We start from the raw sequence: 24,079 nt of genomic DNA, 5'->3' as shown, positions 1-24,079 counted from the left end.
TATTTAAGCTAATACATCGCTTAACGCCCGCAGGCATAAAGACACATTTTCGCGGCGGGCCGCATACCCCATTAAACCAATTCGCCAAGCCTTGCCTGCTAAATCCCCTAAGCCAGCACCAATCTCTAGATTATATTGCTCTAACAAGGTTTTGCGTACCAACGCATCATCAATGCCTTGCGGAATATACACCGTATTTAATTGCGGTAAGCGATAGGCTTCATCAACCACAAATTCAAGTCCAAGCTGTTGTAGACCATCACGTAATAATTGATGCATTTGCTGATGACGTTGCCATGCATTTTCAAGCCCCTCTGCAGCAAGTAACCTCAATGCTTCATGCAGTGCATATAAGGCATTAACAGGTGCCGTATGGTGATAACTACGCTTGCCTTCACCAGACCAATAACCCATCACTAACGTTTGATCTAAAAACCAACTTTGGACAGGTGTTTTGCGCGCTTTTAATTTGGTCACTGCCGCAGGTGAAAATGACACTGGCGACAAGCCCGGTACACAAGAAAGGCATTTCTGACTACCAGAATAGATGGCGTCAATGCCCCATTCATCAACCAGTAACTCGACACCACCTAACGAAGTAACCGCATCGACTATCGATAAACAATCATGTTTTTTAGCTAACGCACATAAACTCTGTGCGTCAGATAATGCCCCCGTTGAGGTTTCTGCATGTACAAATGCTAAAAACTTGGCATCAGGATGTGCAATCAATGCGGCTTCAACATCAGTAACACTAACCGGTTCGCCCCATACATTATCAACGACAACCGCAATACCGCCCGTACGTTCAACGTTTTGGCGCATGCGCTCACCAAACACGCCATTACGACAAACAATCACCTTCTCACCCGGTTCAACCAAGTTAACAAAACAGGTTTCCATCCCTGCTGAGCCAGGTGCTGAAACCGCAATAGTCATCTCATTCTTGGTTTGAAATGCATATTGAATAAGCTGTTTTAACTCATCCATCATGCCAATAAATAAAGGATCTAAATGACCAATAGCAGGACGAGCTTGTGCTGCTAATACTTGTGGATGAACATCTGATGGACCCGGCCCCATTAAAATTCTACGAGGAGGATTAAACGCTTGAAACTGCGGTGCTGCAAACATGCTCTTTCCTTAAAGTCGATTGTAATTAATAACAAATTAGGGGGATTACTCTAATCAAGCAAGCCTATTTTGATAAAAACATAATCTAGGTGGTAAGTGATATAGGAGAGAGTGGTGAAAATACTCGTTCTTTAGGCAAAAAAAAGCCCCGCAATTAAGCGAGGCTTTTAAACTTAAAACAAAAATTAACCGCGGCTTGCACGCTTACGATCGTTTTCAGTTAAGTGTCTCTTACGAACACGAACACTCTTAGGTGTTACTTCAACTAGTTCATCATCATCGATAAATTCTAGTGCTTGTTCAAGAGTCATCTGGATTGGTGGAGTCAGTACTTGAGCTTCGTCAGTACCAGATGCACGCATGTTAGTTAGCTGCTTACCTTTCAAACAGTTAACAGTAAGGTCGTTAGAACGGCTGTGGATACCAACAACCTGACCTTCATATACTTCAGCAGCGTGACCAATCATCAGACGACCACGGTCTTGTAGACCGAATAGTGCGAATGTTAGCGCCTTACCAGTAGCATTAGAGATCAATACACCGTTAGCACGTTGACCAATGTCACCGCCTTTGTGTGGACCGTAGTGATCGAAGCTATGGTAAAGAAGACCAGTACCAGAAGTTGCCGTCATAAATTCAGTTTGGAAACCGATTAGACCACGACTTGGGATAACGAAATCGATACGCACACGGCCTTTACCGTCAAGTTGCATATCTTTCATGTCAGCCTTACGAGTACCAAGCTTTTCAATTACTGAACCTTGGTGCTCTTCTTCAACGTCAACAGTTAACTGTTCGAATGGCTCACACTTAACACCGTCGATATCTTTAATGATAACTTCTGGACGTGATACAGCTAGCTCGTAGCCTTCACGACGCATGTTTTCAATTAAGATACTTAGGTGAAGTTCACCACGACCAGAAACGCGGAAACGATCTGGGCTTTCAGTTTCTTCAACACGTAGTGCCACGTTGTGTACTAATTCTTGCTCTAAACGCTCAAGAATATTACGTGAAGTTACATACTTACCTTCTTTACCAGCAAACGGTGAAGTGTTTACTTGGAAAGTCATGGTTAGTGTAGGCTCGTCAACAGATAGTGGAGGTAATGCTTCAGCAGCACCAACCGCACAAATTGTGTCAGAAATCTTAAGTTCGCCTAAACCAGTAATTGCAACGATGTCACCAGCACTTGCTGATTCAACTTCCGTACGGTCAAGACCCATGTAACCTAATACTTGGCCAATCTTACCGTTACGAGTTTTGCCGTCTGCACCAACAACAGTAACCTGTTGGTTCATTTTAACGCTACCACGCTTGATACGGCCAATACCGATAACACCCACGTATGAGTTGTAATCAAGCTGAGAAATTTGCATCTGGAAATCACCTTCAGCATCAGCATCAGGAGCAGAAACTTTCTCTACGATAGTTTGGAACAGTGGAGTCATATCTTCGCTTGCTTCATCAGGATCTAATGTAGCAAAGCCGTTTAATGCAGAAGCATAAACGATAGGGAAGTCTAACTGTTCGTCAGTAGCGCCTAAGTTATCGAATAGGTCGAATACTTGGTCGATAACCCAATCAGGACGAGCACCAGGACGGTCAATCTTGTTAATTACAACGATTGGCTTAAGACCCTGAGCAAATGCCTTTTGAGTTACAAAGCGAGTTTGTGGCATAGGGCCATCAACAGCATCAACAAGAAGAAGTACGCAATCAACCATAGATAGAACACGTTCCACTTCACCACCGAAATCGGCGTGACCTGGGGTGTCTACGATGTTAATACGGTAGTCATTCCACTTGATGGCGGTATTTTTCGCCAGAATTGTGATTCCACGCTCTTTTTCAAGATCGTTAGAATCCATCACCCGCTCCGTGGCTTCTCCACGAGTCGCCAAGGTACCTGACTGCGCCAGCAGCTTGTCTACCAAGGTAGTTTTACCATGGTCAACGTGCGCAATAATGGCGATGTTACGTAAATTCTCTAGCACTGATAAACCTCTTACCAACAAATATAAAGGAGCAATTATAAGCGCTATAAAGTGTAGCACTTATAATAAAAAACGTGACATTCTACTCCACCAGCGCAAAATCGGATAGGATTATTTTTTGTTCAGCTAATAAAAACCAAGTTACCTACCGCTGCACCAAAGTGAATCACTACACATCATTGCACCGTAACAGTGCGAAGCGCGCAACATAATAGTGCAAACAATTATTTCAGCCTTTATTAAAATTCAACATAACCCTTTAGAATCAATAAGTTGAAAAACTGGCACAAGATTAGCTATATTGATGCCAAGAATCTAAAGATGTATCACATAAAGATCGGAACAGATCTAACAGAATAACTTTTATTAATTTAAGTACCCGCGATACCACGGAGATTGAACCATGTCACCATATGAGTCTGTTGTAAAAAAATTGGAAGAAGCAGAAGTCAAATTTGTCGACTTACGTTTTACTGACACAAAAGGAAAAGAACAGCACGTAACAATTCCAACTCATCAAGTAGATGCTGATTTCTTTGAAGAAGGTAAGATGTTTGATGGTTCATCAATTTGTGGTTGGAAGGGTATTAATGAATCAGACATGGTATTAATGCCAGATGCTGACTCATTTGTGTTAGACCCATTTACCGAAGAATCAACAGCCAATATTCGCTGTGACATTCTTGAACCTGGTACCCTACAAGGCTATAACCGTGATCCTCGCTCTATTGCTAAAAAAGCAGAAGAATATCTGCGCGCAACAGGTATTGCAGACACAGTATTAGTTGGACCAGAGCCTGAATTCTTCCTATTTGACGATGTTCGCTTTGGTGCTGACATGTCAGGTTGTTTCTATAAAGTAGACGCCGAAGAAGCTGCTTGGAACTCAGGAACAGAATATGAAGGCGGTAATAAAGGCCATCGTCCAGGTGTTAAAGGGGGTTACTTCCCAGTTGCACCAGTAGACTCTTCACAAGATCTACGTAGTGCTATGTGTTTAGTACTTGAAGAGATGGGCCAAGTTGTTGAAGCGCATCACCATGAAGTAGCAACAGCAGGTCAAAACGAAATTGCGACCCGCTTCAATACGCTAACACTTAAAGCTGACGAAGTGCAGACATTGAAATATGTTATCCATAACGTCGCACACGCTTACGGTAAAACAGCAACCTTTATGCCAAAACCAATCGTAGGTGATAATGGTAGCGGTATGCACGTACACCAATCACTCGCAAAAGATGGTGTAAACCTATTTGCTGGTGACAAGTACGGCGGACTAAGTGAAACAGCACTTTACTACATTGGTGGTATCATTAAGCACGCACGTGCACTGAATGCATTCACCAACCCAAGTACTAACTCATACAAGCGTTTAGTGCCTCATTACGAAGCACCAGTAATGCTTGCTTACTCTGCACGTAACCGTAGTGCTTCTATTCGTATTCCGGTAGTACCAAGTGCTAAAGGCCGTCGTATTGAAGTGCGCTTCCCTGACCCTATGGCTAACCCATATCTAGCATTTGCTGCCATGTTAATGGCAGGTCTTGATGGTATTCAAAACAAGATCCATCCGGGTGAAGCTATGGATAAAGATCTTTATGACCTACCAGCAGAAGAAGCAGCAGAAATTCCAACAGTGGCAACTTCACTCGAAGATGCACTACAGCACCTTGATAGCAATCGCGCTTTCTTAACTCAAGGTGGCGTATTTACGGATGACTTTATTGATTCATACATCAAACTAAAAACAGAAGATGTTGTACGTATCAATAACACCACTCATCCACTTGAATTTGAAATGTACTACAGTCTATAACCAAAAAATACCCTACATTTTGAAAAAACCAAACCGCCCGTAAGGGCGGTTTTTTTATATCTGGTAACGACTAGAGGTTAATTTAGCTTTCTCTAAATATATGAAATTTAAAACAATTTATTAACAAACTGTAGACATTAATACAACTTGCGGGTAGGATTAAAAGTGTGAAGCAAGTCACAAACAAAGATTTAGGAGCTTAATATGACGACCAAGACAACCCAAGCCGTATTGTTATTAGCCAGCGTATTAGCCACTCCAGCTGCGTTAGCCCACACTGCAGGTTCAACAACATTAACTTGTAATGATTGTAGTAATCAGCAAATTGCAGACAAAGTGCTGACAGAAATCCATCACCAACAAGATGCAAACAATCATTTTATTAGTGTAGATTTTGTTAAAGGCAATGCCCAAAAGTTTGTGGTAGACCAAAATGGTATCGCAAAGACAGAATTATCTGTTGGTGAAGTTATTGCCCTTAACCAAGCTTATCACCACCGTGGCATCTACATTAGCCCGAAGTAAATAGTCAGATTGCAGTAACACCATATCATCACTCCGATACAACTCATCCTTGTATCACTTATAGTCCGCTAAGACCCTTTTGTCTTAGCGGTTTTTTTATCTAGCTTGTTTGTCATTCTCGCCACACAACCACTTATGGTAATAAAGCAAAAATTCTCGCTTGCGCTTGTGAGCCACCTTTGACTGGTAACACACCAATAACCGCTGTCGATCCAACTGCAGGTAAGGCATTTAAGTTCGCCATATTCTCTACTTGAAACTTATTTGCTTTAAGCATCACTAAATGAGTTTCAAAAGTGGTCGAAGGTCCATAATCTAAACTAAAGCTATCAATACCAATACCAGATACATCGCGCTTAACCAGTAAACGGGCTGCTTGTGGCGAATAGCCAGGGAAATGCATTACCTGTTTATCATCCATATTTTGATAAGCTTTCGGATCATCGAACTTTTCATGCCAGCCCGTATTCAACACCACTAAAGCATTAGCCGGTACCTTGCCATATTTTGCTTCCCAATTGTTGATATCTTGAACTGACAACTCATAATCAGGATTAGATTTAACCTGTTCCCTCGCATCAATAACAACCATAGGTAAAATTAACTGATCAATCGGCAAGTTTTCCATGGTCAAATTACCTTGAATATAATGCGCAGGTGCATCCACATGCGTCCCCGTATTCTCTCCCATACTAAATCGATGTAATAAATATCCATCCTTTTCATGGGTTGCTAATGGAATTTTTTTAAACGGTACGCCACCAGGCCAAACCACCATATCTTCATGCAATACATGAGTAAGATCGATCGCCTTACTTGCACTAAATGGCTGTATAGCCGTGGTGTCATCAGCATAAGCGTAGCTCATATAACTTGATAAAATGACTAATCCGACCGCGACTTTTTGTTTAATACCCATTTAATATCTACCTTACTTAACTTGCCTAAAATTCGATGAGGGAAGCATAGTTAATAGCAAAAAGGAATTAAACACCGAGTAAATGAATAGCAAACATTCCATTTGAGAATACAACTAGCCATTACACCATTAGTTCAGTTGTATTTTCTCTTTTAAATAATCAACAAAACAGCGGATTTTTAATGGTACATAGCGATGTTTTGGATAAATAGCATGAAATGGTAACGGCTTGGATTCGTAATCAGGCATCAGTTGTATTAAACGACCAGATTGCAGTTGCTCGGAGACCATCCAAATCGGTAATAAGCCGATACCGACTCCATCTAAAATTAACTGTAAAATGACATCACAGCTGTCACTCTGACAATTACCACTGATCACCACAGTCTGTTTCTCGCCATTAAATGAAAAATGCCAAATATTATTGTTTGCTGACATTGAATAGATAATGCAGTTATGTAATTTTAACTGTTGTGGCTGCTTAGGCTCGCCAAATTTTGCAAGATAATCCGCAGATGCAATCAAAACATTAGGATTATCAAATAAATGCCGAGCAACTAAGGAGGAATCCTCAAGTTCTCTAGCTCTAATTGCAACATCAATACCATCAGCAATAATATCGACATGAGCATCGCTCAACGCTAGGTTCACCTTGATATCAGGATAACGTTGTAAAAATTCAGCCAGTATTGGCGCAATAAATTTATTGCCAAATGTCACCGGAGCGCTAATTTTTATCACCCCTTGAGGTGATGCAATATGAGAGCGAACATTGGCTTCAGCTTCATCTATTTCACTAATAATTGCGACGCATCTATCATAATACTCCGCCCCAATTTCAGTTAATGAGAGTTCTCGACTACTACGGATCAATAACTTGCCAGCTAATTTAAGCTCAAGCGCTGCAATTTTCTTACTGATAGTCGCTTGTGTTGTATGGAGTTCTCGCGCAGTCGCTGAAAAGCTGCCTGTTTGTACGACTCGAATAAAAACTCGCATCGCTCCTAATTGATCCATTTCTACCTCAAACTGCGTTTAGCCTTATTTATAAGAATAAGCTTATCACTACAGTCTGTTCCAATGTAAACAAACAGATATAAATAAAATAGTCATGCTATATACAAAATATTTAGATAACCGACAAAGTGAGCATATTGATTTATGGGATATATGGTTTCAACAGGATACTTATCAATTCAATTTAGGCTAATCAGCGTACTCATTATTATTGCGATAACAATTACATGTTAATTGACCGCAATACTCTTGCCATAAAACTCAATCATACTCTCGGCATGACTAATTTCTACGGGGATAAGTTTACCTTTGCGTTCAAAGGTCATCGCTACAATTGCGCCCTTACCAGCCATTTTTAACTGGCGATTCAACTCATTGCGGGTAAACACTTTCTCGCCGGAAACACTGACCAAGCGGTCACCATATTTAAGTCCTAATGCACGATTATCCGCACCACGAATACCACTCATAAACAGTTGATTAGGTAGACCAACGGCATGCAAACCTTGCATATATTGTTGATCACTCAGCATCTCACGCGCTTGTTGCCACAACGCGGCTCGCTCATCGGCTAATTGTGTACCACTGGCCCATCCCTCAGCCAAGGCTTGTTTCTGTAATTGTTTATCTGCACGTTGTAAACGCTGCACTAAACTAATGGCATCAACGGGTTTAGCCACTTTAGCTGGCGATGTATCCTCAATGGATACTTGCTCAGATACTTGCTGAGTATTTGCTTTGATTGCTCTAGAGTGAGCCACTTGAGGTCGCTGCCTAAAAGCTTGCATGTGACCTTTCATATCGCCACTTAGCCCAGCTTTAACCATTTTGAGAAGCCATGCATTTTCCTGCGTCTGCATCGCAACTTCTTGTTGTAGTGTTTGATTTTGTTGCAATGCAATTTGCAGCTTTTGTTGCAGTTGAGCGATTTGATTACTAGATGATGAAGATACTGCACGATTTGACTGCTCTGTTTGACTCATATTAATAACAATATAAGTACCAGCCACGCCTAAAATCATACCAACGAATAAACTGATAATGGTCGCTCGAATCATATACAACATCCCTGTGGTTCGTTATGCGAGCTTTTATTATTAACAAGTTACAGTTTATTTACAAATAAGAAAGGGCTTGATTAACAAGCCCTTATATTAATTTGGTGATTACCTAATTGAGCTAACTAAATAATCAATTACCGCATCATCTGGCTCAGGGCAGGCAATAAAGGTCGGCATAAATTTCGGTTTAACCAACACCCCTTGATCCATCAATTGGTTAAGCTCAGGCAAGAATGCCATTGCCATTTTACCGCAATAAAGCGCTGACATATCTTGCTGCGGGGCCAATGCAAGAATCTGTCTAAAGCCACTCAAATAGACATAATCTTTAGTATAACCACCACCACGATAAACTCGCGCGGTCACGGTAAAGGCTAAATCTTCATCCACTTGATAAGTTTGATTCAAGGCTTGGTAGGTTTCGCAGAAGCTGGCACCTTTGAGCATCATTTCAACGGCTAACACGCGATACGCCAACACTCTTAAACGCTTCACGCTCAAATTACCTGACATATATTCAGAGTATATCGCTAAGCCTTCTTGGGTCATGGTGTAGTTGGTTAAACCTGACTTAAACAGGGTTAATGCTTGAGTTTTAGTGTTTAAACTGGTGACTAAATGGATCCCCACTTCATGATGATACAGCGCATCAAGCTCTTTGGCGGTCACATTGATATTTTGGTTAAGATGCACTTGCATCTTGCCACCTTCCACCATAGCGTTAGCCACTAATCGATTTGAGCGCACAACCTTACTATTGAAACCACCGCTAGCTAATCTGTCGGCAAAGATATCGCACGCTTTATCGATTTGAATCAAGGGCTCATCTTGTGCAGGCTGATTTGGCGCATAAGCAAGAAAACGAGCATTGGTCTTATCAATCTCAGTGGGTTCACCGTAGTAACGTAACGAGTTATAGAGAAAATGCTGCGTGCCCACTGCCGTTAATAATTCCACCTTTGCCGCTAAATCATTAACCGCAGCGCGATAGAGATAACGCAATGTGGGATCTTGAATGGACGATACAGGTAACTGATACAGCTTTTCTTTAACCGCATAAGGATCGACTTTTAATGGACGATAGCTGAAGTTAGGCTCAATCCGGCCTTTTTTAGCTAAAAAACGCTTCTTTTCTTGCTGATAATTAAGCGGATTAACGTAATGAAGAGTATTAAGTCCCAGCTGTAATTTAGCCAGTTGCTTATCAACTTGCAGCACTAATGGCTCAATATGACGGCTAAACACTTCAGGCACTTTGCCGCTATTTTTATAGTGGCGTGACACAAACCGCTGCGCTCGCATCGACAATAATTCATGTAACTGCTTGGCTAATGATTCTTGTACCAGAGGATAACTATTCCCCGTATCAGCATCGATATACATTTGCTGTACGCTAATCGGCAATAATAGCGTTTCTTTAAAGTGGCGTAAGAAGAAATGCTGTAAATAGCTTGGGTTAGTACCACGATGCATAACAGCCACATGGCTTGGACGTTCGTTTAACTCAACTTGTCCAAGTTGTTGCTCGATTGCATTTAGGGTTTTATCCCACTTATCGGTATTTAAACCGCGATAATCCAGCTTAAAAGTCGGCTGTGATTCATCCAGCATCTGCGAGCGTAAATCAATGGCTAAACAACGCTTAAATTTAGCTTCTAGCACTGTCATTAACGCTGACACAATGCGATAAAATTGCTTATGTTGCTGCTCTGCCTGCTGGTTATGTTCAGCCGTTAGTGGCTTTAACCACAACTTTTGCTGCTTTAACTTACGCGTTAATGCTTCTTCGACAGGCTTGTCTAAATCACAAAATAATGAGCTTTGCTGCACCGCGATACAAATAGGGAAGCCACGAATAAATTGCTCGCTCCCAAGTGCACTATAGCTGCTCACCTCAGCCTCAGTTAGGGCGCAGCGCGACACCAAATTTTCAGGCAGTTTTTCGCCTGCGTGTAGCGCGATACCAAGCCATGGTACATAGGCTCGAATATGGATATAAAGTTGACCGTTTTCCAACATTCCTTCAATGGGTTGCTGGTCGCGAATCGCTTTAATAAGTTCCGCTTCAGTAAATTGCTTCATGCTTTAATAGTCGATAAAAAACGGGTACCTGATATTAACTTGAACCACATTAATTTGTACAACAAAGCATTTTGACCTTAACAAACAAAAATGCCGACACTAGGTCGGCATTTGTTTTAACTATTTCACGCAGGATTAATAATCGCTATCGTCGAAGCCTGAATCGTCAAAACCACCAAAGCTATCATCTTCGCCGCCAAAGCCGCTGTTGTTAGCAAAAGTGTCATCACCACCAAAACCGGTGTCGCCGCCAAAGCCACTATCACCGCCGAAACCAGTATCACCACCAAAGCCAGCGTTAGGATCGTTATACTCAGATGCAAAACCTGAGTTATCACCTAAGAAGCTTGAATCAGCACCAGCATCTGGCGCGGCATCAGCAGGAGCTGTATCCGCTGCAGCAGTTTGCGTATCAGCACTGTTATCAGCTGCTGCAGTATCCGTTGCTGAATCAGCAGCTGAATCTGCCGCAGCGTCAGTTGCCGCATCGGTTGCAGCAGTGGCAGGCTCATCATTACCAAATAGTGCGTTACTGATTAAGTGACCTGCAACCATACCCGCTGCAACACCTGCTGCAGTCTGCATAAAGCCACCAAATGCACTAGGTTGGCGAACTGGTGGTTGAGGCGGTACTGGCGCAGGCTGACTACCACCCATCATGCGACTTAACGCACCACGGTTTGCTTCAGTTTTATAATGCTCAACTGATGACTCAAGGAAGTCATTTTTTGACTTCATATCTTTTAGTGCCATCTCTTGGACTAGCACGGCTTGAGTCAACTTATAAATAATATCTTGCTGAGAGCCAATTTCTTGATTGATAAACGTATCAGCTCAGGATCTTTCGGCTTATTAGGACTGGCTTTTAATTTATTCGCTACGTTTTGAATCAGCTCTTTTTCTTGTGGAGTCATGTTTAATTCCTAAAATGAAGGATACTACTTATTCTCAATCATATAACTTTAGCTTACTAACCTTAAACCAATATGATTAATATCTATTTGATTAGCATCCTAGCCTAAGGTTCACCGTTTCGCAGGTGCTAATAAATTAAATTTCTATTAAGTGCATATAAAACACCCAATCAACAACAAATCACAAACATTCAAAACGATTTTACAACACATAAGCCATTCAGCCCCGAACAATACAATCAACCAAACACTGCATATCAGCCACTGAATTATAAATATGGGGTGATACACGTAAGCCACGACTGCGAACATCAACCGCAATTCCAGCTGCAGTTAACCGTTGCAACTGCAATTGGTTATCCGCTGCAAAATCTAAAATTAGCGTCCCCGTATGATATTGAGCGTGAGTAGGTGAACGTATGTAGTCTGCAAGTTGTTGCTGTACCACTTGTTGTAACTGTAGATTATGTTGCCTCACTTGCGTGACGCCATATTGATTAACATAATCGATGCTATTCGCCGCCAACATAAATGGCATCACCGACGGTGTGCCGCCCCAAAACCGTAATGCGGTTTGATTGAATCTAAACTGATGAATATCAAATTCAAATGGATTGTCATGGGAAAACCAGCCCACATCAACAGGCTGACATTGTGTTAATTGTAATGGATTAACCCATAAATAAGCCGCCCCGGGGCCTCCGCATAACCATTTGACTGATGAGCCAATTAAAAAGTCTGGCGCCAACTCGGCCAAATCAACCTCAATGACACCTGCAGTTTGAGCAACATCAACCAAAGTTAAACAACCATATTGCTTTGCTGCTTTAATGATCTCTGCAACGGGAGCGAGTTGGCCTGAATTTGAATAACCATGACTGATAAAGACTAAATCAACTTGCTCATCAATATGCTGTTGCCACACATTGATATCACTGCAATCGAGTTGATTCTCTATATAGCGAATTTCAGCATTTGGTAGCGCCCGCTGTACCACAAACCCCATACTCGGAAAATCTTGCTCACTCATCAATATAACTCGGCCTGAGCCGGTAAGATCTTCTCGCGACATCAACAACTTGGTTAAGCCACTCGATAAATTGGTTTGAGGACAAAAATCTTGTGCTTGAGCATTAAATAACAGGGCTAATTGTTGAGTAAAACAATCTATTGGGGTCAACCATTGCGCCCATGGTTCAACGGCTTGTTGCTGCCATGGTTGCCAGAAATGTTGTTGCAAATATTGCTGCGCATTTGCTAAAGGTCGCCCCACCGAGTGGTTGAGTAAGTAGCAGCCTTGGTTGGGTAACACAAAATCTGTTGTTACCATGCTACTCCCCCAAACTGGCTTTTAGCTGCTGTATATCATCATACCGGGTGACAATATCATCACGCTGACGAGCAGCGCGGCGATCACGTAACTTCTCTAATCCGGCTAATAAAACAGGTAGTGGCGGACCACTGGCAGTAATCTTATCTAAATGCGTTTCAACCATTTGCAGTGCAGGCTTGGCAATATATTTACTGACAAGTTGATCATGATGCTGCTTGGCGGCTTCACCATGTAAATCACAGACTAGTAGAAATGATGACAAATTGGTTTGATACCAAGCAGAGCGATGTTCACTGCGCGCAGCTAAAAACTCATTCATTAATGAATCCATCCGCATCACATCGCGTAATATCGCCTGATCTTCTGGCATCATATAAAGGAATTTATCAACCAGCATTTGCGAATAACTTGGCTCATTCGCCACACATAAGCCCAGTAGCATATCAATCACATTGATGCCTGCAAAGTCGCCCGCATTCGCCCCTCGATACACTTGAGACCCCACCCGATATGGCTTGTAATAAGGCCTGACTTGATAAAAGAAACTATCACTATCAAGTTGTTCAAATAATACCTTATTGACCTGAATGACATCTTGCATTGCTTGCGCTGCAACGCCAAATAAGTCACCACTAATAGGATGTGAAACCCCTAACGCTTTAATTTTTAATAGCGCATCAGCGACCCGTTTATATGCCAGAATGCCACGGGTATTGTAATCCACAAATAATTGCTCTGAGGCGAGATCGGTAAAGCGTTTGTATTGGCCATTAATGGCCTGATTGTGGGTGGTTAAATGAGCAGTAGCAAATCTTGGGGTCACACCAATCGACGCACCAATGTGCATCGCTAATGCTGAAGCTTCAACTAATGGAGAACGACTTTCTCGGCTAGGCTCGGTAATCTCATGGCGACGACACGCTGCCATATACAATCCCACATTCCCCAACAAATCAAAAGCACTGTCAAAACCTTGATCAGTATTACCTTCTTTTAAAATAGGGGTGATGCATTGCTGCCCCTGATTGAGCAATTCTAGCTTTAATGACTCACCAACTTGGTCAACGTTGGCGCGATCGGCTTGTTGTTGATATAGCACTTCTAAAGCAGAATTAATTTCAACAAAATCATGCCGAATCCAATGATCAAATAATTGGGTAAATTGACTCATAACATCCCTATTCATTATTGTTATCAACTAACGTTCAATTAATCACTCTACGTTACATCAATAGTATGATAACTAGAATGTTTTTTGAACAAGCATCCCAAATAGCAATGCAGTAATTCATCATAAAAATACACAAATATTTGATAATTAAACCTTAAATAATAACGATTTACCTAAACTATGATAAATGCTTAGCAACAAAATCATACTGCTTAAAAAAAAGCCCACAGCATTGACGAGTTGCTCTTGTATCTCTACTCATGAAGCGTAGAATTACCAATCCGGCATCATTCTTACCCCCTAATAATTTCATCAATCATGATTAAACTGAACATCAATACCATCCGTAATTGGTTACCCAATAAAGCAGATTTACCTGAAGGACTTCGTATCGGTCTGCCCATGGTATTTGGCTTACTTTTATTTAGTTATTTAGGCGATAGCGCAAGTGGTGTTAACGCACTGATTGCGGCATGGTTGGTGGGAGTTCAAGGTCGAAACTTAGCCTATAATAAACGAGCTCAATTACTGAGTATTTCAGCGCTGTTGTGCGTGGTTTCAACACTAGTCGCCTATATTAGTACCGTCAATTTATGGCTAGGTGTTGCCATATTATTAGCCATCAGTTTGCTGTACGGTTTATGTTCTAACCAACGTAAATATATTCAATTATTAGCTTATAACTGTGGCTTTTGCTTTATTTGTGCCATGCATTTATATCACTCAAATGTAGCTACTGATTTAGTGATTATGTCCACCATCTTTGGTGCGGTTACCGCGGTCATTAGTGCGGTTATTGCAGGCCCTTGGCTAGCGATTCGTCAAGGCCAACAACAACTCGATAAAGTCAATGTACAATTAGCGCTCTGGTGCCTACAACTTGGTTCAAGCCATGCTAATGATGTTGCTAAACGTTTAGCGCTACGACAAGCATTAGATGATGCGATTGCGGTGTTAGCTCATTATTTAATTGAGATGCCTAATAAACCTTACGTCCCCCCAATCGCAACCGAACTATTTGGCCGTTTAACACTGATTGAAAATCTCGAAATTTTAGCAAGACTAGCTGAAACCACAGATAAGCATAGCCAACAAGAGATTAAGCAATATATCCATTGTTTAGCAGCAAAAATTCACGCAAAAGCGTGTGTTAACTGTAGCGATAAAGCGGTTATGCCTGTTGATTTACCGCCTTTAATAACCAATGCAATCAATTTATTACAGCATAGCCTTAAGCCTGCACCATTACCGACTGATTGGTTAGCTCAATTAACCTTAATCTGGCCATCAGATCGTGAAAGTATTAAGACGCAATGGCATAAGGCAATTCGCCGCAACTCGAGAGAATGGCATCACGGCCTGCGTATCGTATTCACTTTATTGTGCTGCCAATTTGTTGTAGAACTACTGCATTTACCACAAGGTTACTGGGTCACATTAACCGCATTTATCGTATTAATGACAGCACCTTTAGGGCAACTGCAAGCTCGAATTTGGTCACGTTCATATGGCACAGTATTAGGTAGTCTTATTGCGCTGGGACTCATCTGGTGGCAAGGTCAAGGCAGTTGGTTAATTGCGGCGACGTGTTTGAGTGCTTTTGTAGCCTTCGCGACCTACTACAACGCCCGTTATGAGGTACATGTTTTTTGGCTAACACTACTGATGGTATTCGCCATTAGCCTATTATTACCATCTGAACCCTATATTGCTTTTTATCGTGTCATCGATACCTTTGCAGGCGTCATTATCGCCTTTTTGGCAATGCACCTATTTATTCCAAGTTGGACCAAACGCTGGCTAGATAGCTACATTAGTCATTGGTGGCAATTAGAGCAGCAACGCTTACAGAGTACAGACAAAGATCAACAAGCTAAATTACGCTGGCGCGCGCACACAGCATTACGTCAATTGAACCAAGAAATTGCCAGTTTAAAGCTTGAACCCAACAGCAATATTCGGGAATTAGCTGACTACCAAAGCCTATTAGAATTTGGGCTTAATTTGCATACTAGCTTGGTAATTTTCCATAAATATGGTGATAGTAAACTAGATATTAACGCTGCATCAAAAGATTTAAGTCAATGGTTAGAGATGTTTAGCAGTCGCTACCAAGACACTTGGTGTCCGCTACCAGTTCACTTTAATACAGAAGCCAATCAACCTTACCAATGGCTAGATAAAGATATGGCACAGCTATTTGCCTGGCTTGCTTGGCAACAACCCTATAGAGCAAAATAGATGATCTTTTAATCGCATCGGGTTAGTCTTAACCATAACACTCATCAAGGATAGATAGAGACTGACTAACTCATGCGATGCTTATTACTACTATTAATCTTATCATTTCAATCACATGCAACTGTTTATCGCTGGGTAGATGAACAAGGAAATGTACATTTTTCCGATAAAGCGGATCATCCACAAGCTGTTGAAATTAAAGTGAATATAAATACTGACCAACTGCAGGTTAGTTTTCCTAAACAGCGTAAGAGCATGGCACCTGAGCAAGCAGCGATAATCGTCTCCAAAGCCACAATCACCAGCCCTATCGATCAACAAACAATTCGCAATAATCAAGGCGACTTTAACATTATTACTCAAATCGTCCCCAAACTCCTGCCATCACAACGATTACAATTAATCATGGATGGAGAACCACAGGGAATGACTCAAACGAATGCAACCTTTGAACTGAAGAATATTAATCGTGGCACCCATCAATTTAGCGTCAATATCATTAATAGCCAAAACCAAGTAATCGATAGTAGTGACACTATTACAGTCTTCTTACACCGAGCGCACCAAAATAACCCAATGCATCGACCAGGTAAAAAACCACAACCAAGAAACTAGGCAAGCTCTTTGCATAGTCCTGATACATCAATAATTTAACCTAGATGTATCGTGCTAGATTATGCTTTTTATAACAATACTCGAATTTTTACGAGCAAATATAAAGCTTAAATAACAATACCTTATATTGTTTCCATGGGTACTATCCTAGTTGTTTATATTATTGCATAATAGCAAATATCGACGCACCATAATGGTGCATCGCAGTCTAAGGCTAATAAATGAACAACGACCTAATACTTAATAATCTAGTGACGGCGGTTATCGTGATCGATAATAAGCTTACTGCCCATTATGCCAACCCAGCCGCCACTCAATTGTTTGGTATTGGTTTACATAAATTGGTCGAGCAACCCCTCTTAGAACATTGCCAATTATTAGGTATTGATAGCCAATTACTGAGTCAATCAATTGCAGATAACCAAGGCTTAACCGTCAATACTACCGATTTAATTACCTTAACAGGCCAACACCACACCATTGATCTGACCTTAACGCCATTTGATACCGAACGTCGTCTTGGCCTATTAGAATTACGACAGGTTGATCAACAAAGACGCATTCATCAACAATTACATTTGGATGCGCAGCAGCAAGCCGCTCAGTTTTTGGTTCGCAATTTAGCCCATGAAATAAAAAACCCATTAGGTGGTTTACGCGGCGCAGCGCAGTTACTGTCTAGGGAATTAGACGATCCACAATTAAAAGAATTTACTACGCTTATTATTGAACAAGCGGATCGTTTAACTGAGTTAGTTAATCGATTATTAGGGCCACAACGTCCAACACGTCATACGCCTCATAACATCCATCAAATTATTCAAAAAGTACTGCAGTTAACAGAAATGACCTGTCCTGCAGATATTAATATTGTGCAAGATTATGATCCGTCGATCCCAGACATTGATATGGATAATGATCAGATGCTGCAAGCCTTACTTAATATCGTCCAAAATGCGATTCAGGCATTAGATAATCAAGGCGGCAGTATTCGGATTAAAACTCGCACTCAAAATCAAGTCACTATTGGCCATAAACGTCACCGAGTGGTGATGACATTAGCCATCATTGATGATGGCCCCGGCGTACCCGATGATCTGTTAGATACCTTGTTCTATCCAATGGTCACCGGCAAACCAGAAGGCTCAGGACTGGGTCTATCAATTGCACATAATATTGCGCGTTTACATGGTGGCCGTATTGATTGTGTCTCTACTGCTGGCCATACCGAATTTACCCTTACTCTACCAATCAAATAATAGGAACTATCAATGACAGAACAAGTTTGGATCCTAGATGATGATAGCTCCATACGTTGGGTACTAGAGCGTGCCTTAAAAAGTGCTAATTTAAGTTGTGCCAGCTTTGCTGCCGCAGAATCTCTTTGGCAAGCTTTGCAAACGTCACAACCTAAAATCATTATTTCAGATATCAGAATGCCGGGCACAGATGGCTTAACCTTATTAGAACGCATAGGTCAGCACTTCCCCCATATTCCGGTCATTATTATGACAGCCCATTCAGATCTTGATAGCGCAGTAAGTGCCTATCAAGCAGGCGCATTCGAATATTTACCAAAACCTTTTGATATTGATGAAGCAACAGCGTTAGCTGAGCGAGCCATTAGTCGCGCCAATGAACAAACGCCAGCCGCGATACCAGAACAACAGGTGAAAATGCCTGAAATTATTGGCGAAGCACCATCAATGCAAGAGGTATTTCGGGCTATTGGCCGCTTATCACGCTCATCAATTAGTGTGCTGATTAATGGCCAATCAGGTACAGGTAAAGAGTTAGTTGCTGGCGCTTTACATAAACATAGCCCCCGCAAAGACAAACCGTTTATCGCCCTAAACATGGCTGCCATCCCAAAAGATTTGATTGAATCTGAATTATTTGGTCATGAAAAAGGTGCATTTACAGGTGCCTCAAGTATACGCCAAGGCCGTTTTGAACAAGCTGATGGTGGCACCCTATTTTTAGATGAAATTGGCGATATGCCACTTGATGTTCAAACTCGACTGCTACGCGTTCTAGCCGATGGTCAGTTTTATCGTATCGGCGGCCACTCTCCAGTTAAAGTCGATGTACGTATTATTGCTGCAACCCATCAAGACTTAGAGCTATTAGTTCAACGCGGTGATTTTCGTGAAGATCTATTCCATCGCCTCAATGTTATAAAAGTGCATCTACCGCCACTTTGCCAGCGTCGGGAAGATATTCCACAGTTAGCTCATTACTTTTTAAGCCGAGCCGCTAAAGAGATGGATGTTGAGGTCAAAATTCTCACCGCCGCAGCATCAGAGAAACTGGCACAATTACCATGGCCGGGAAATGTCAGACAATTAGAAAACACCTGCAAATGGTTAACTGTGATGGCTTCTGGGCAAGAGATTTTAGTCCAAGATTTGCCGCCTGAACTGCTCAATATCAATCAAATGCCACAAAATGAGTTAACTGATTGGCAAACTGGGCTCAGCCAATGGTTAACGGAGCATTTAGACGCTGGAGATTGTGATCTGCTCAAACAAATCCAACCTGATTTTGAACGTATTTTATTGCAAACCGCATTAAAACATACCAAGGGTCATAAACAAGAAGCAGCCAAAAGATTGGGCTGGGGACGCAATACATTGACCCGAAAATTGAAAGAGTTAGGCTTGCAATAGTCAGCAATAAAAAGGCGCCATCGGCGCCTTTAACTTATGCGTACAATGCAGGATCTTGATGCACAATAATCTCAACATGCTCAAACGCAGCATGTACTTCACGTTCAAATTGGTCAGCTATAGCGTGCGATTGATTTAAGGTCAGCGACCCATCTAACTCTAAATGCACTTGAATAAAGGTCATTTTACCCGCTTGGCGAGTACGTAAATCATGGTAACCATAGATATCAGGATCTTGTTCAATTAGCGCAATTACCTTATCACGTAAATCATCGTCCACTTCACGATCGAGTAATGACTGAATCGATTCATGTCCAAGTTCTATGGCCTGCAAACCAATATAAAGTGCAATCAATAACGCAAATAAGCCATCAGCCCAGATAAAACCTTGCTGCGCCAATACTAATGCAATTAATACACCGGCATTTAATAACAGATCTGAACGGTAATGTAATGCATCAGCGGCAATCACTGTACTATTGGTTTTAGCAAGTGCACGTCGTTGTAATAGTACCAAAGCAAAGGTTAATACAATCGCAATCACAGAAACGATAATACCCACCATCGGTTTTTCAACTGGTACAGGATCGAGTAATCGGTCAACACCATGTAATAACAGTAATACCGCAGAACCAAGAATAAAAGCAGACTGAGCTAATGCCGCTAACGGCTCAGCTTTACCATGTCCATAGCGATGATCATCATCAGCAGGCGCAATGGCATAACGAATCGCAATAAAGTTAACTAATGATGCCAGGCCATCGGCAAAAGAATCAGTGAGAGAGGCCAACATACTGGCAGAACCAGAATATTGCCAAGCAATCAATTTAATCGTAATTAGAGTCAAGGCGGTAGCCATTGCTGCTCGGCTTGCCATCTTGACCCAAAAATCATACTGAGAAACGTTTTTCATACACACCAGCGTCGGGAAACAATGGTTATATTGTACGTTATCCCTAACAGACATCAAAATGTGTATCACTCGATTGCGATATCATACAACCGAGCAATATCAACACTAACATCATGATTTTATTGGTTTATTACATTTTTTGAGGTTAATAGAATAAACACTATTTAATTAAATTACGGATTAATGTGATTGACGATGACTGTGTTTACTTCCCATATCCTCAAAACGCTGTTTAAATTTTTGTTGCTGCTCAGGTGTCAGCATATGGTAGATCTTATTTTGAATTTCAAGCTGACTTAACATGCGCTTTTCATGTTTATCTTCACGCTGACTAAACAACTGTTGCGCTTGATTACTATCAAAACCATCGGCAGTAATTAGCTTTAGCATCTCAGCTTTATGTTGGCTTTTGTCACCTTTCATCTGTTGATGCTCAGCTTTAAACTGCTCGCGCTGGGCTTTATAAAGTGCTTTAATTTCTGTGCGTTGTTGCTCGGTTAAATCTAAACCGCGAAACATATGACGTCCCATTTTATGGCCCTTCATATGCTTACTGTGGCAAGATTTTGCTCCCTCATCATGTTGACCATCATTGTTATGCGCATAAACTACACCGCTTAATAATGTCGAACTTGCGACTAAAGCAACCAAACTCATCTTAATCTTAGATTTCATTAACATATTCATTCCTATGGGGTACTGTATTGTTGGGATGAAATAAGTATATCTAGCTGAATGTAAGTAAGGGTGCTGCTTGTGTAAATCATCGTAAAGCTGTGTGCTTTTATTGCAAAGATAGCGTCATCCTAATACAAATATCGATATACTCAGCGCTATATCTATATCACTAATTCAAGGCGTTACTATGAATCGCATTTTACTGATTGACGATGACTTAGGTTTGTCAGAGTTATTGGGCCAATTATTAGAGTTAGAAGGTTTTAACCTCACCTTTGCTCATGATGGTAAAACGGGGTTACAGCGAGCTTTAACGGCTGAGTTTGATCTTATTTTATTAGATGTTATGTTGCCGCAAATGAATGGCTTTGAAGTCCTTAAAGCACTTAGAGCCCAAAAGCAGACTCCAGTATTGATGCTAACAGCCAGAGGTGATGAAATTGATAGAGTGGTTGGCCTCGAAATTGGTGCCGATGACTATTTACCTAAACCCTTTAATGACCGTGAACTGGTGGCTCGTATCAAAGCCATTATTCGCCGCACCCAAGCGAATAGCACTCCAACTTCACAACCTCACCAATACGGTGATTTAAATTTAGATCCTGCTCGGCAGGAGGCATTTTGCCATGAGCAGCTGCTATTACTTACGGGAACTGAATTTAGTTTATTGCATATCATGCTGCAAAATGCAGGCGAATTAATGACAAAAGATCAGCTTAGCGAGCAAGTATTAGGTAAAAAACTGATGCCATTTGATCGCAGTCTGGATATGCATATGTCTAATTTACGCAAAAAATTACCTGACCGCAGTGATGGTCGCCCGCGGGTCAAAACCCTGCGTGGTAAAGGTTATATTTGGTTACCTTAATGAGTTCAATTTTGCCTAATCGTTTATTTATAAAATTATTACTGGGTTTCTGGCTTTGTAGTTCACTGATTATTGCCATGGTCGGGCTATTGCCATTACTCCAACAGCAACAAGATCGAGCGCCATTATCGCCTAGATTAGAGCGAATATTGATTAATGCTGCCGAAGTATTACAGAAAAAACCACAATACTTAAATTCGCCAAAAAATATAAAAATGTTAAGTAGGCGACTCAGTCACAGTGGTAAACCTCTGCAGCTTTATATTGCCAATAATCAAGATGACATTATTAATATTAGAAAAGTAAATCATCGTATGCGGCGCTTTATTCTTAATGCTGATGAGGAAGGAAAACCGATCAGTCATCAACTTAAAGATGAATTACTATTTGGCCCCTACAGCTTTGTTGTTCAGGGGCAAAATTACAACTTGTATGGTCGCATAAAAGATCACCACCCACGGCCTTGGTTTTTCTTCTTTCTTAATAATAAATTACTCACCCTTAGCCTAGCTATCTTAATGTCTGGCATATTATGCGGCCTACTCGCATGGTATTTGGGGAAACCATTACGCTCATTAAAACAAAGTGCCGATGCCCTTGCCGCGGGTAATTTACGTAGCCGTGTTGATGCAGATACATTAAACCGTAAAGATGAAATTGGCCAATTAGCCAATGCTTTTAATAGCATGGCTGATGCCGTTGAAGCGATGATGAATAATCAACAACGTTTAATGGGTGATATTTCCCATGAACTACGTACCCCGTTGACGCGCCTGCAACTCGGCTTAGCTTTAGCACGTAAAAAAGGACAACAATCAGTCGAACTTGACCGAATAAGTTATGAAGCAGAGCAACTAGAGCAATTAATTAGTGAGCTACTCACCTTATCTCGAGTAAGGAATCAACGCCATGAAGCAAAAATCACAACCGGTTTAGCAGAAAGCTTAAGCCAAGTATTAGATGATGCGGAGTTTGAAGCCCAGCAACAAGGAAAAGAGTTAGTAATTGATATTGATGAAGATATTAACTTAACCCTAAACCCTAAACTGCTTTCAAGAGCCATTGAAAACTTACTGCGCAACAGTATTCGTTACGCCAATAAACAGATCAATATTCAAGCGATACAGGTTAATGAGCAGCTACATATTATCATTAGCGATGATGGTCCAGGAGTCGAGCAACAGGAGTTAGAAGCGATATTTAAGCCGTTTTATCGACCACAATCAGCTAGAGAACGTGAAACGGGCGGCTGGGGACTGGGGCTGGCGATCACTCAAGCGGCAATTGAAGCCATATGGGCACCATTACTGCGAGTAACCTGCAACCTCATGGTTTGCAAGTCGAGATTATTTTAATGAATAGCTAAAGTACATTTAAAGACTGCTGGTGACTATTAGTGATATTTGCCAGCAACTCTTCAATTAATTGAGTATTAATAACCCGTCGATGTGACTGCCCTAATAATTGCATAATGGCATAACATAATTGTTGATACATCTGAATATCATCAAACTGCTTATTCTCATCATCACTATGAACAATAGCGCCACGAACATAAGCCGTCACTAACTCACGACGATTATAACCATTTACATCACCAATTTTATCAATTAATGCATAGTTTAATTGATTATACTGATTAAAAACGTCAGTGAATTTTTGCCTAAAGATATCAGATGATAATGCTAATAAAGCATCATTTGGTAGCATTCTTGCTACAACAAACTTTTTGCTTTTTAAAATATCCATTAAGCACCAACAATGATGTAATAAATAACATTCCAATGGATCTGAATGCTTTTCATACAATAACTCTAGATTGTTAATTTTTAATTGATAGTCGTTAATTGCTAATGCAAATAATAGGTCAGTTTCTGCAGGAAAGTGATTATAAATAGTGCCCTTAGATATTTGGCTAGCTTGCACAAGGTGGGAACGGCATAGATCAAACCACTTATGACCGCTAACACAGCGCCCTGCAATATCAATGAGATATGATTCTCTCTCTTGCCAACTGCTCATTTTGACACCTTAATTACGAAGAACATGCATTAAGTCACATATATTGATCTTTATAAATATGCTCAAATCCTTGATAATATTTCATCACTTTTGGCATGAGATAA

The 24,079-nt window shown here is 41.1% G+C and carries 20 protein-coding genes and 1 pseudogene; 8 read left to right on the top strand and 13 right to left on the bottom strand.

All coding sequences use genetic code 11. The features are described 5' to 3' along the window. Window positions 1-3: 3 nt before the first annotated feature. Both JCM15074_RS14435 and typA read right to left on the bottom strand, forming a co-directional pair. Entirely contained in the window at window positions 4-1,134 is a 1,131-nt protein-coding gene (locus tag JCM15074_RS14435; protein ID WP_025821890.1) for a pyridoxal-phosphate-dependent aminotransferase family protein, read from the bottom strand. Window positions 1,135-1,319: 185 nt separating this feature from the next. After that, on the bottom strand, window positions 1,320-3,131 hold the full coding sequence (gene typA / locus JCM15074_RS14430; protein WP_025821888.1) for a translational GTPase TypA: 1,812 nt from the start codon (window positions 3,129-3,131) through the stop codon (window positions 1,320-1,322). A gap of 403 nt (window positions 3,132-3,534) precedes the next feature. Here typA and glnA point away from each other — a divergent pair, with 403 nt between their 5' ends. Continuing rightward, entirely contained in the window at window positions 3,535-4,947 is a 1,413-nt protein-coding gene (gene glnA, locus JCM15074_RS14425) for a glutamate--ammonia ligase (protein ID WP_025821885.1), read from the top strand. Window positions 4,948-5,151: 204 nt separating this feature from the next. Beyond that, window positions 5,152-5,472: a hypothetical protein gene (locus tag JCM15074_RS14420; protein WP_025821883.1), complete on the top strand. Its 321-nt coding sequence runs from the start codon at window positions 5,152-5,154 to the stop codon at window positions 5,470-5,472. 133 nt (window positions 5,473-5,605) lie between these two features. Here JCM15074_RS14420 and JCM15074_RS14415 read toward each other — a convergent pair whose 3' ends face one another. From JCM15074_RS14415 to JCM15074_RS14385, 8 genes are all read right to left on the bottom strand, one after another. Further along, window positions 5,606-6,391: a cyclase family protein gene (locus JCM15074_RS14415; RefSeq protein ID WP_025821882.1), complete on the bottom strand. Its 786-nt coding sequence runs from the start codon at window positions 6,389-6,391 to the stop codon at window positions 5,606-5,608. A 129-nt stretch (window positions 6,392-6,520) separates the two neighbouring features. Next, window positions 6,521-7,408, bottom strand: coding sequence for a LysR family transcriptional regulator (locus tag JCM15074_RS14410; protein WP_025821880.1), 888 nt, complete (start codon window positions 7,406-7,408; stop codon window positions 6,521-6,523). 230 nt (window positions 7,409-7,638) lie between these two features. Next, window positions 7,639-8,466, bottom strand: a complete 828-nt coding sequence (locus JCM15074_RS14405) for a hypothetical protein (RefSeq protein ID WP_025821878.1) — start codon at window positions 8,464-8,466, stop codon at window positions 7,639-7,641. Between the two features lie 108 nt (window positions 8,467-8,574). Next, the gene (locus JCM15074_RS14400) at window positions 8,575-10,551 is read right to left on the bottom strand and encodes a flavohemoglobin expression-modulating QEGLA motif protein (RefSeq protein ID WP_025821876.1); all 1,977 of its coding nucleotides are present in this window, start codon (window positions 10,549-10,551) and stop codon (window positions 8,575-8,577) included. A 135-nt stretch (window positions 10,552-10,686) separates the two neighbouring features. After that, window positions 10,687-11,289: a DUF2076 domain-containing protein gene (locus JCM15074_RS22320; protein WP_234400241.1), complete on the bottom strand. Its 603-nt coding sequence runs from the start codon at window positions 11,287-11,289 to the stop codon at window positions 10,687-10,689. Between the two features lie 38 nt (window positions 11,290-11,327). Beyond that, window positions 11,328-11,465 (bottom strand): DUF2076 domain-containing protein, encoded by a 138-nt coding sequence (locus tag JCM15074_RS24975; protein ID WP_234400240.1) that lies wholly within the window; start codon window positions 11,463-11,465, stop codon window positions 11,328-11,330. Window positions 11,466-11,685: 220 nt separating this feature from the next. Further along, window positions 11,686-12,795: an aminotransferase class V-fold PLP-dependent enzyme gene (locus JCM15074_RS14390; protein ID WP_025821874.1), complete on the bottom strand. Its 1,110-nt coding sequence runs from the start codon at window positions 12,793-12,795 to the stop codon at window positions 11,686-11,688. A gap of 1 nt (window position 12,796) precedes the next feature. Then, window positions 12,797-13,969, bottom strand: a complete 1,173-nt coding sequence (locus JCM15074_RS14385) for a PrnB family protein (RefSeq protein WP_025821872.1) — start codon at window positions 13,967-13,969, stop codon at window positions 12,797-12,799. Between the two features lie 318 nt (window positions 13,970-14,287). Here JCM15074_RS14385 and JCM15074_RS14380 point away from each other — a divergent pair, with 318 nt between their 5' ends. The 4 genes from JCM15074_RS14380 to glnG all read left to right on the top strand — a co-directional run bounded on the left by JCM15074_RS14380 (window position 14,288) and on the right by glnG (window position 19,494). Further along, on the top strand, window positions 14,288-16,210 hold the full coding sequence (locus JCM15074_RS14380; protein ID WP_025821870.1) for an FUSC family protein: 1,923 nt from the start codon (window positions 14,288-14,290) through the stop codon (window positions 16,208-16,210). 72 nt (window positions 16,211-16,282) lie between these two features. Further along, window positions 16,283-16,825 (top strand): DUF4124 domain-containing protein, encoded by a 543-nt coding sequence (locus JCM15074_RS14375; RefSeq protein ID WP_025821868.1) that lies wholly within the window; start codon window positions 16,283-16,285, stop codon window positions 16,823-16,825. 221 nt (window positions 16,826-17,046) lie between these two features. After that, entirely contained in the window at window positions 17,047-18,084 is a 1,038-nt protein-coding gene (glnL, locus tag JCM15074_RS14370) for a nitrogen regulation protein NR(II) (protein WP_025821866.1), read from the top strand. Window positions 18,085-18,096: 12 nt separating this feature from the next. Beyond that, window positions 18,097-19,494, top strand: a complete 1,398-nt coding sequence (glnG, locus tag JCM15074_RS14365; RefSeq protein WP_025821864.1) for a nitrogen regulation protein NR(I) — start codon at window positions 18,097-18,099, stop codon at window positions 19,492-19,494. A 34-nt stretch (window positions 19,495-19,528) separates the two neighbouring features. On the opposite strand, the gene fieF is transcribed toward glnG, so the two are convergent. Beyond that, entirely contained in the window at window positions 19,529-20,407 is an 879-nt protein-coding gene (gene fieF / locus JCM15074_RS14360; protein ID WP_025821863.1) for a cation efflux pump FieF, read from the bottom strand. Between the two features lie 180 nt (window positions 20,408-20,587). After that, on the bottom strand, window positions 20,588-21,082 hold the full coding sequence (locus tag JCM15074_RS14355) for a Spy/CpxP family protein refolding chaperone (RefSeq protein ID WP_159105299.1): 495 nt from the start codon (window positions 21,080-21,082) through the stop codon (window positions 20,588-20,590). A gap of 190 nt (window positions 21,083-21,272) precedes the next feature. Here JCM15074_RS14355 and JCM15074_RS14350 point away from each other — a divergent pair, with 190 nt between their 5' ends. Both JCM15074_RS14350 and JCM15074_RS22315 read left to right on the top strand, forming a co-directional pair. After that, complete coding sequence (locus JCM15074_RS14350) at window positions 21,273-21,953, top strand: response regulator (RefSeq protein WP_025821857.1); 681 nt, start codon at window positions 21,273-21,275, stop codon at window positions 21,951-21,953. 11 nt (window positions 21,954-21,964) lie between these two features. After that, a pseudogene (locus JCM15074_RS22315) lies at window positions 21,965-23,319 on the top strand (ATP-binding protein). On the opposite strand, the gene JCM15074_RS14340 reads toward JCM15074_RS22315, so the two are convergent. Beyond that, entirely contained in the window at window positions 23,316-23,975 is a 660-nt protein-coding gene (locus tag JCM15074_RS14340) for a hypothetical protein (protein WP_025821855.1), read from the bottom strand. The pseudogene JCM15074_RS22315 and the gene JCM15074_RS14340 sit on opposite strands and share 4 nt — an antisense overlap. Window positions 23,976-24,079 lie beyond the last annotated feature (104 nt).

Origin of the sequence: Shewanella marina JCM 15074, assembly GCF_000614975.1 — a bacterium.
GTDB classification, from domain to species: domain Bacteria; phylum Pseudomonadota; class Gammaproteobacteria; order Enterobacterales; family Shewanellaceae; genus Shewanella; species Shewanella marina.
The sequence above is the reverse complement of the archived record's forward strand: the minus strand, read 5'-3'. Positions and strand labels throughout refer to the sequence as shown.

Excerpts from the sequence above, each read along its gene's own strand:
- JCM15074_RS14340 (WP_025821855.1), bottom strand. The coding sequence starts at position 23,975 with ATGAGCAGTTGGCAAGAGAGAGAATCATATCTCATTGATATTGCAGGG.
- JCM15074_RS24975 (WP_234400240.1), bottom strand. The coding sequence starts at position 11,465 with ATGACTCCACAAGAAAAAGAGCTGATTCAAAACGTAGCGAATAAATTA.
- JCM15074_RS14435 (WP_025821890.1), bottom strand. The coding sequence starts at position 1,134 with ATGTTTGCAGCACCGCAGTTTCAAGCGTTTAATCCTCCTCGTAGAATT.
- JCM15074_RS14390 (WP_025821874.1), bottom strand. The coding sequence starts at position 12,795 with ATGGTAACAACAGATTTTGTGTTACCCAACCAAGGCTGCTACTTACTC.
- JCM15074_RS14420 (WP_025821883.1), top strand. The coding sequence starts at position 5,152 with ATGACGACCAAGACAACCCAAGCCGTATTGTTATTAGCCAGCGTATTA.
- glnG (WP_025821864.1), top strand. The coding sequence starts at position 18,097 with ATGACAGAACAAGTTTGGATCCTAGATGATGATAGCTCCATACGTTGG.
- JCM15074_RS14385 (WP_025821872.1), bottom strand. The coding sequence starts at position 13,969 with ATGAGTCAATTTACCCAATTATTTGATCATTGGATTCGGCATGATTTT.
- JCM15074_RS14410 (WP_025821880.1), bottom strand. The coding sequence starts at position 7,408 with ATGGATCAATTAGGAGCGATGCGAGTTTTTATTCGAGTCGTACAAACA.
- JCM15074_RS14380 (WP_025821870.1), top strand. The coding sequence starts at position 14,288 with ATGATTAAACTGAACATCAATACCATCCGTAATTGGTTACCCAATAAA.
- JCM15074_RS22320 (WP_234400241.1), bottom strand. The coding sequence starts at position 11,289 with ATGAAGTCAAAAAATGACTTCCTTGAGTCATCAGTTGAGCATTATAAA.
- glnA (WP_025821885.1), top strand. The coding sequence starts at position 3,535 with ATGTCACCATATGAGTCTGTTGTAAAAAAATTGGAAGAAGCAGAAGTC.
- JCM15074_RS14405 (WP_025821878.1), bottom strand. The coding sequence starts at position 8,466 with ATGATTCGAGCGACCATTATCAGTTTATTCGTTGGTATGATTTTAGGC.
- glnL (WP_025821866.1), top strand. The coding sequence starts at position 17,047 with ATGAACAACGACCTAATACTTAATAATCTAGTGACGGCGGTTATCGTG.
- JCM15074_RS14415 (WP_025821882.1), bottom strand. The coding sequence starts at position 6,391 with ATGGGTATTAAACAAAAAGTCGCGGTCGGATTAGTCATTTTATCAAGT.
- JCM15074_RS14375 (WP_025821868.1), top strand. The coding sequence starts at position 16,283 with ATGCGATGCTTATTACTACTATTAATCTTATCATTTCAATCACATGCA.
- fieF (WP_025821863.1), bottom strand. The coding sequence starts at position 20,407 with ATGAAAAACGTTTCTCAGTATGATTTTTGGGTCAAGATGGCAAGCCGA.
- JCM15074_RS14355 (WP_159105299.1), bottom strand. The coding sequence starts at position 21,082 with ATGAAATCTAAGATTAAGATGAGTTTGGTTGCTTTAGTCGCAAGTTCG.
- JCM15074_RS14350 (WP_025821857.1), top strand. The coding sequence starts at position 21,273 with ATGAATCGCATTTTACTGATTGACGATGACTTAGGTTTGTCAGAGTTA.
- JCM15074_RS14400 (WP_025821876.1), bottom strand. The coding sequence starts at position 10,551 with ATGAAGCAATTTACTGAAGCGGAACTTATTAAAGCGATTCGCGACCAG.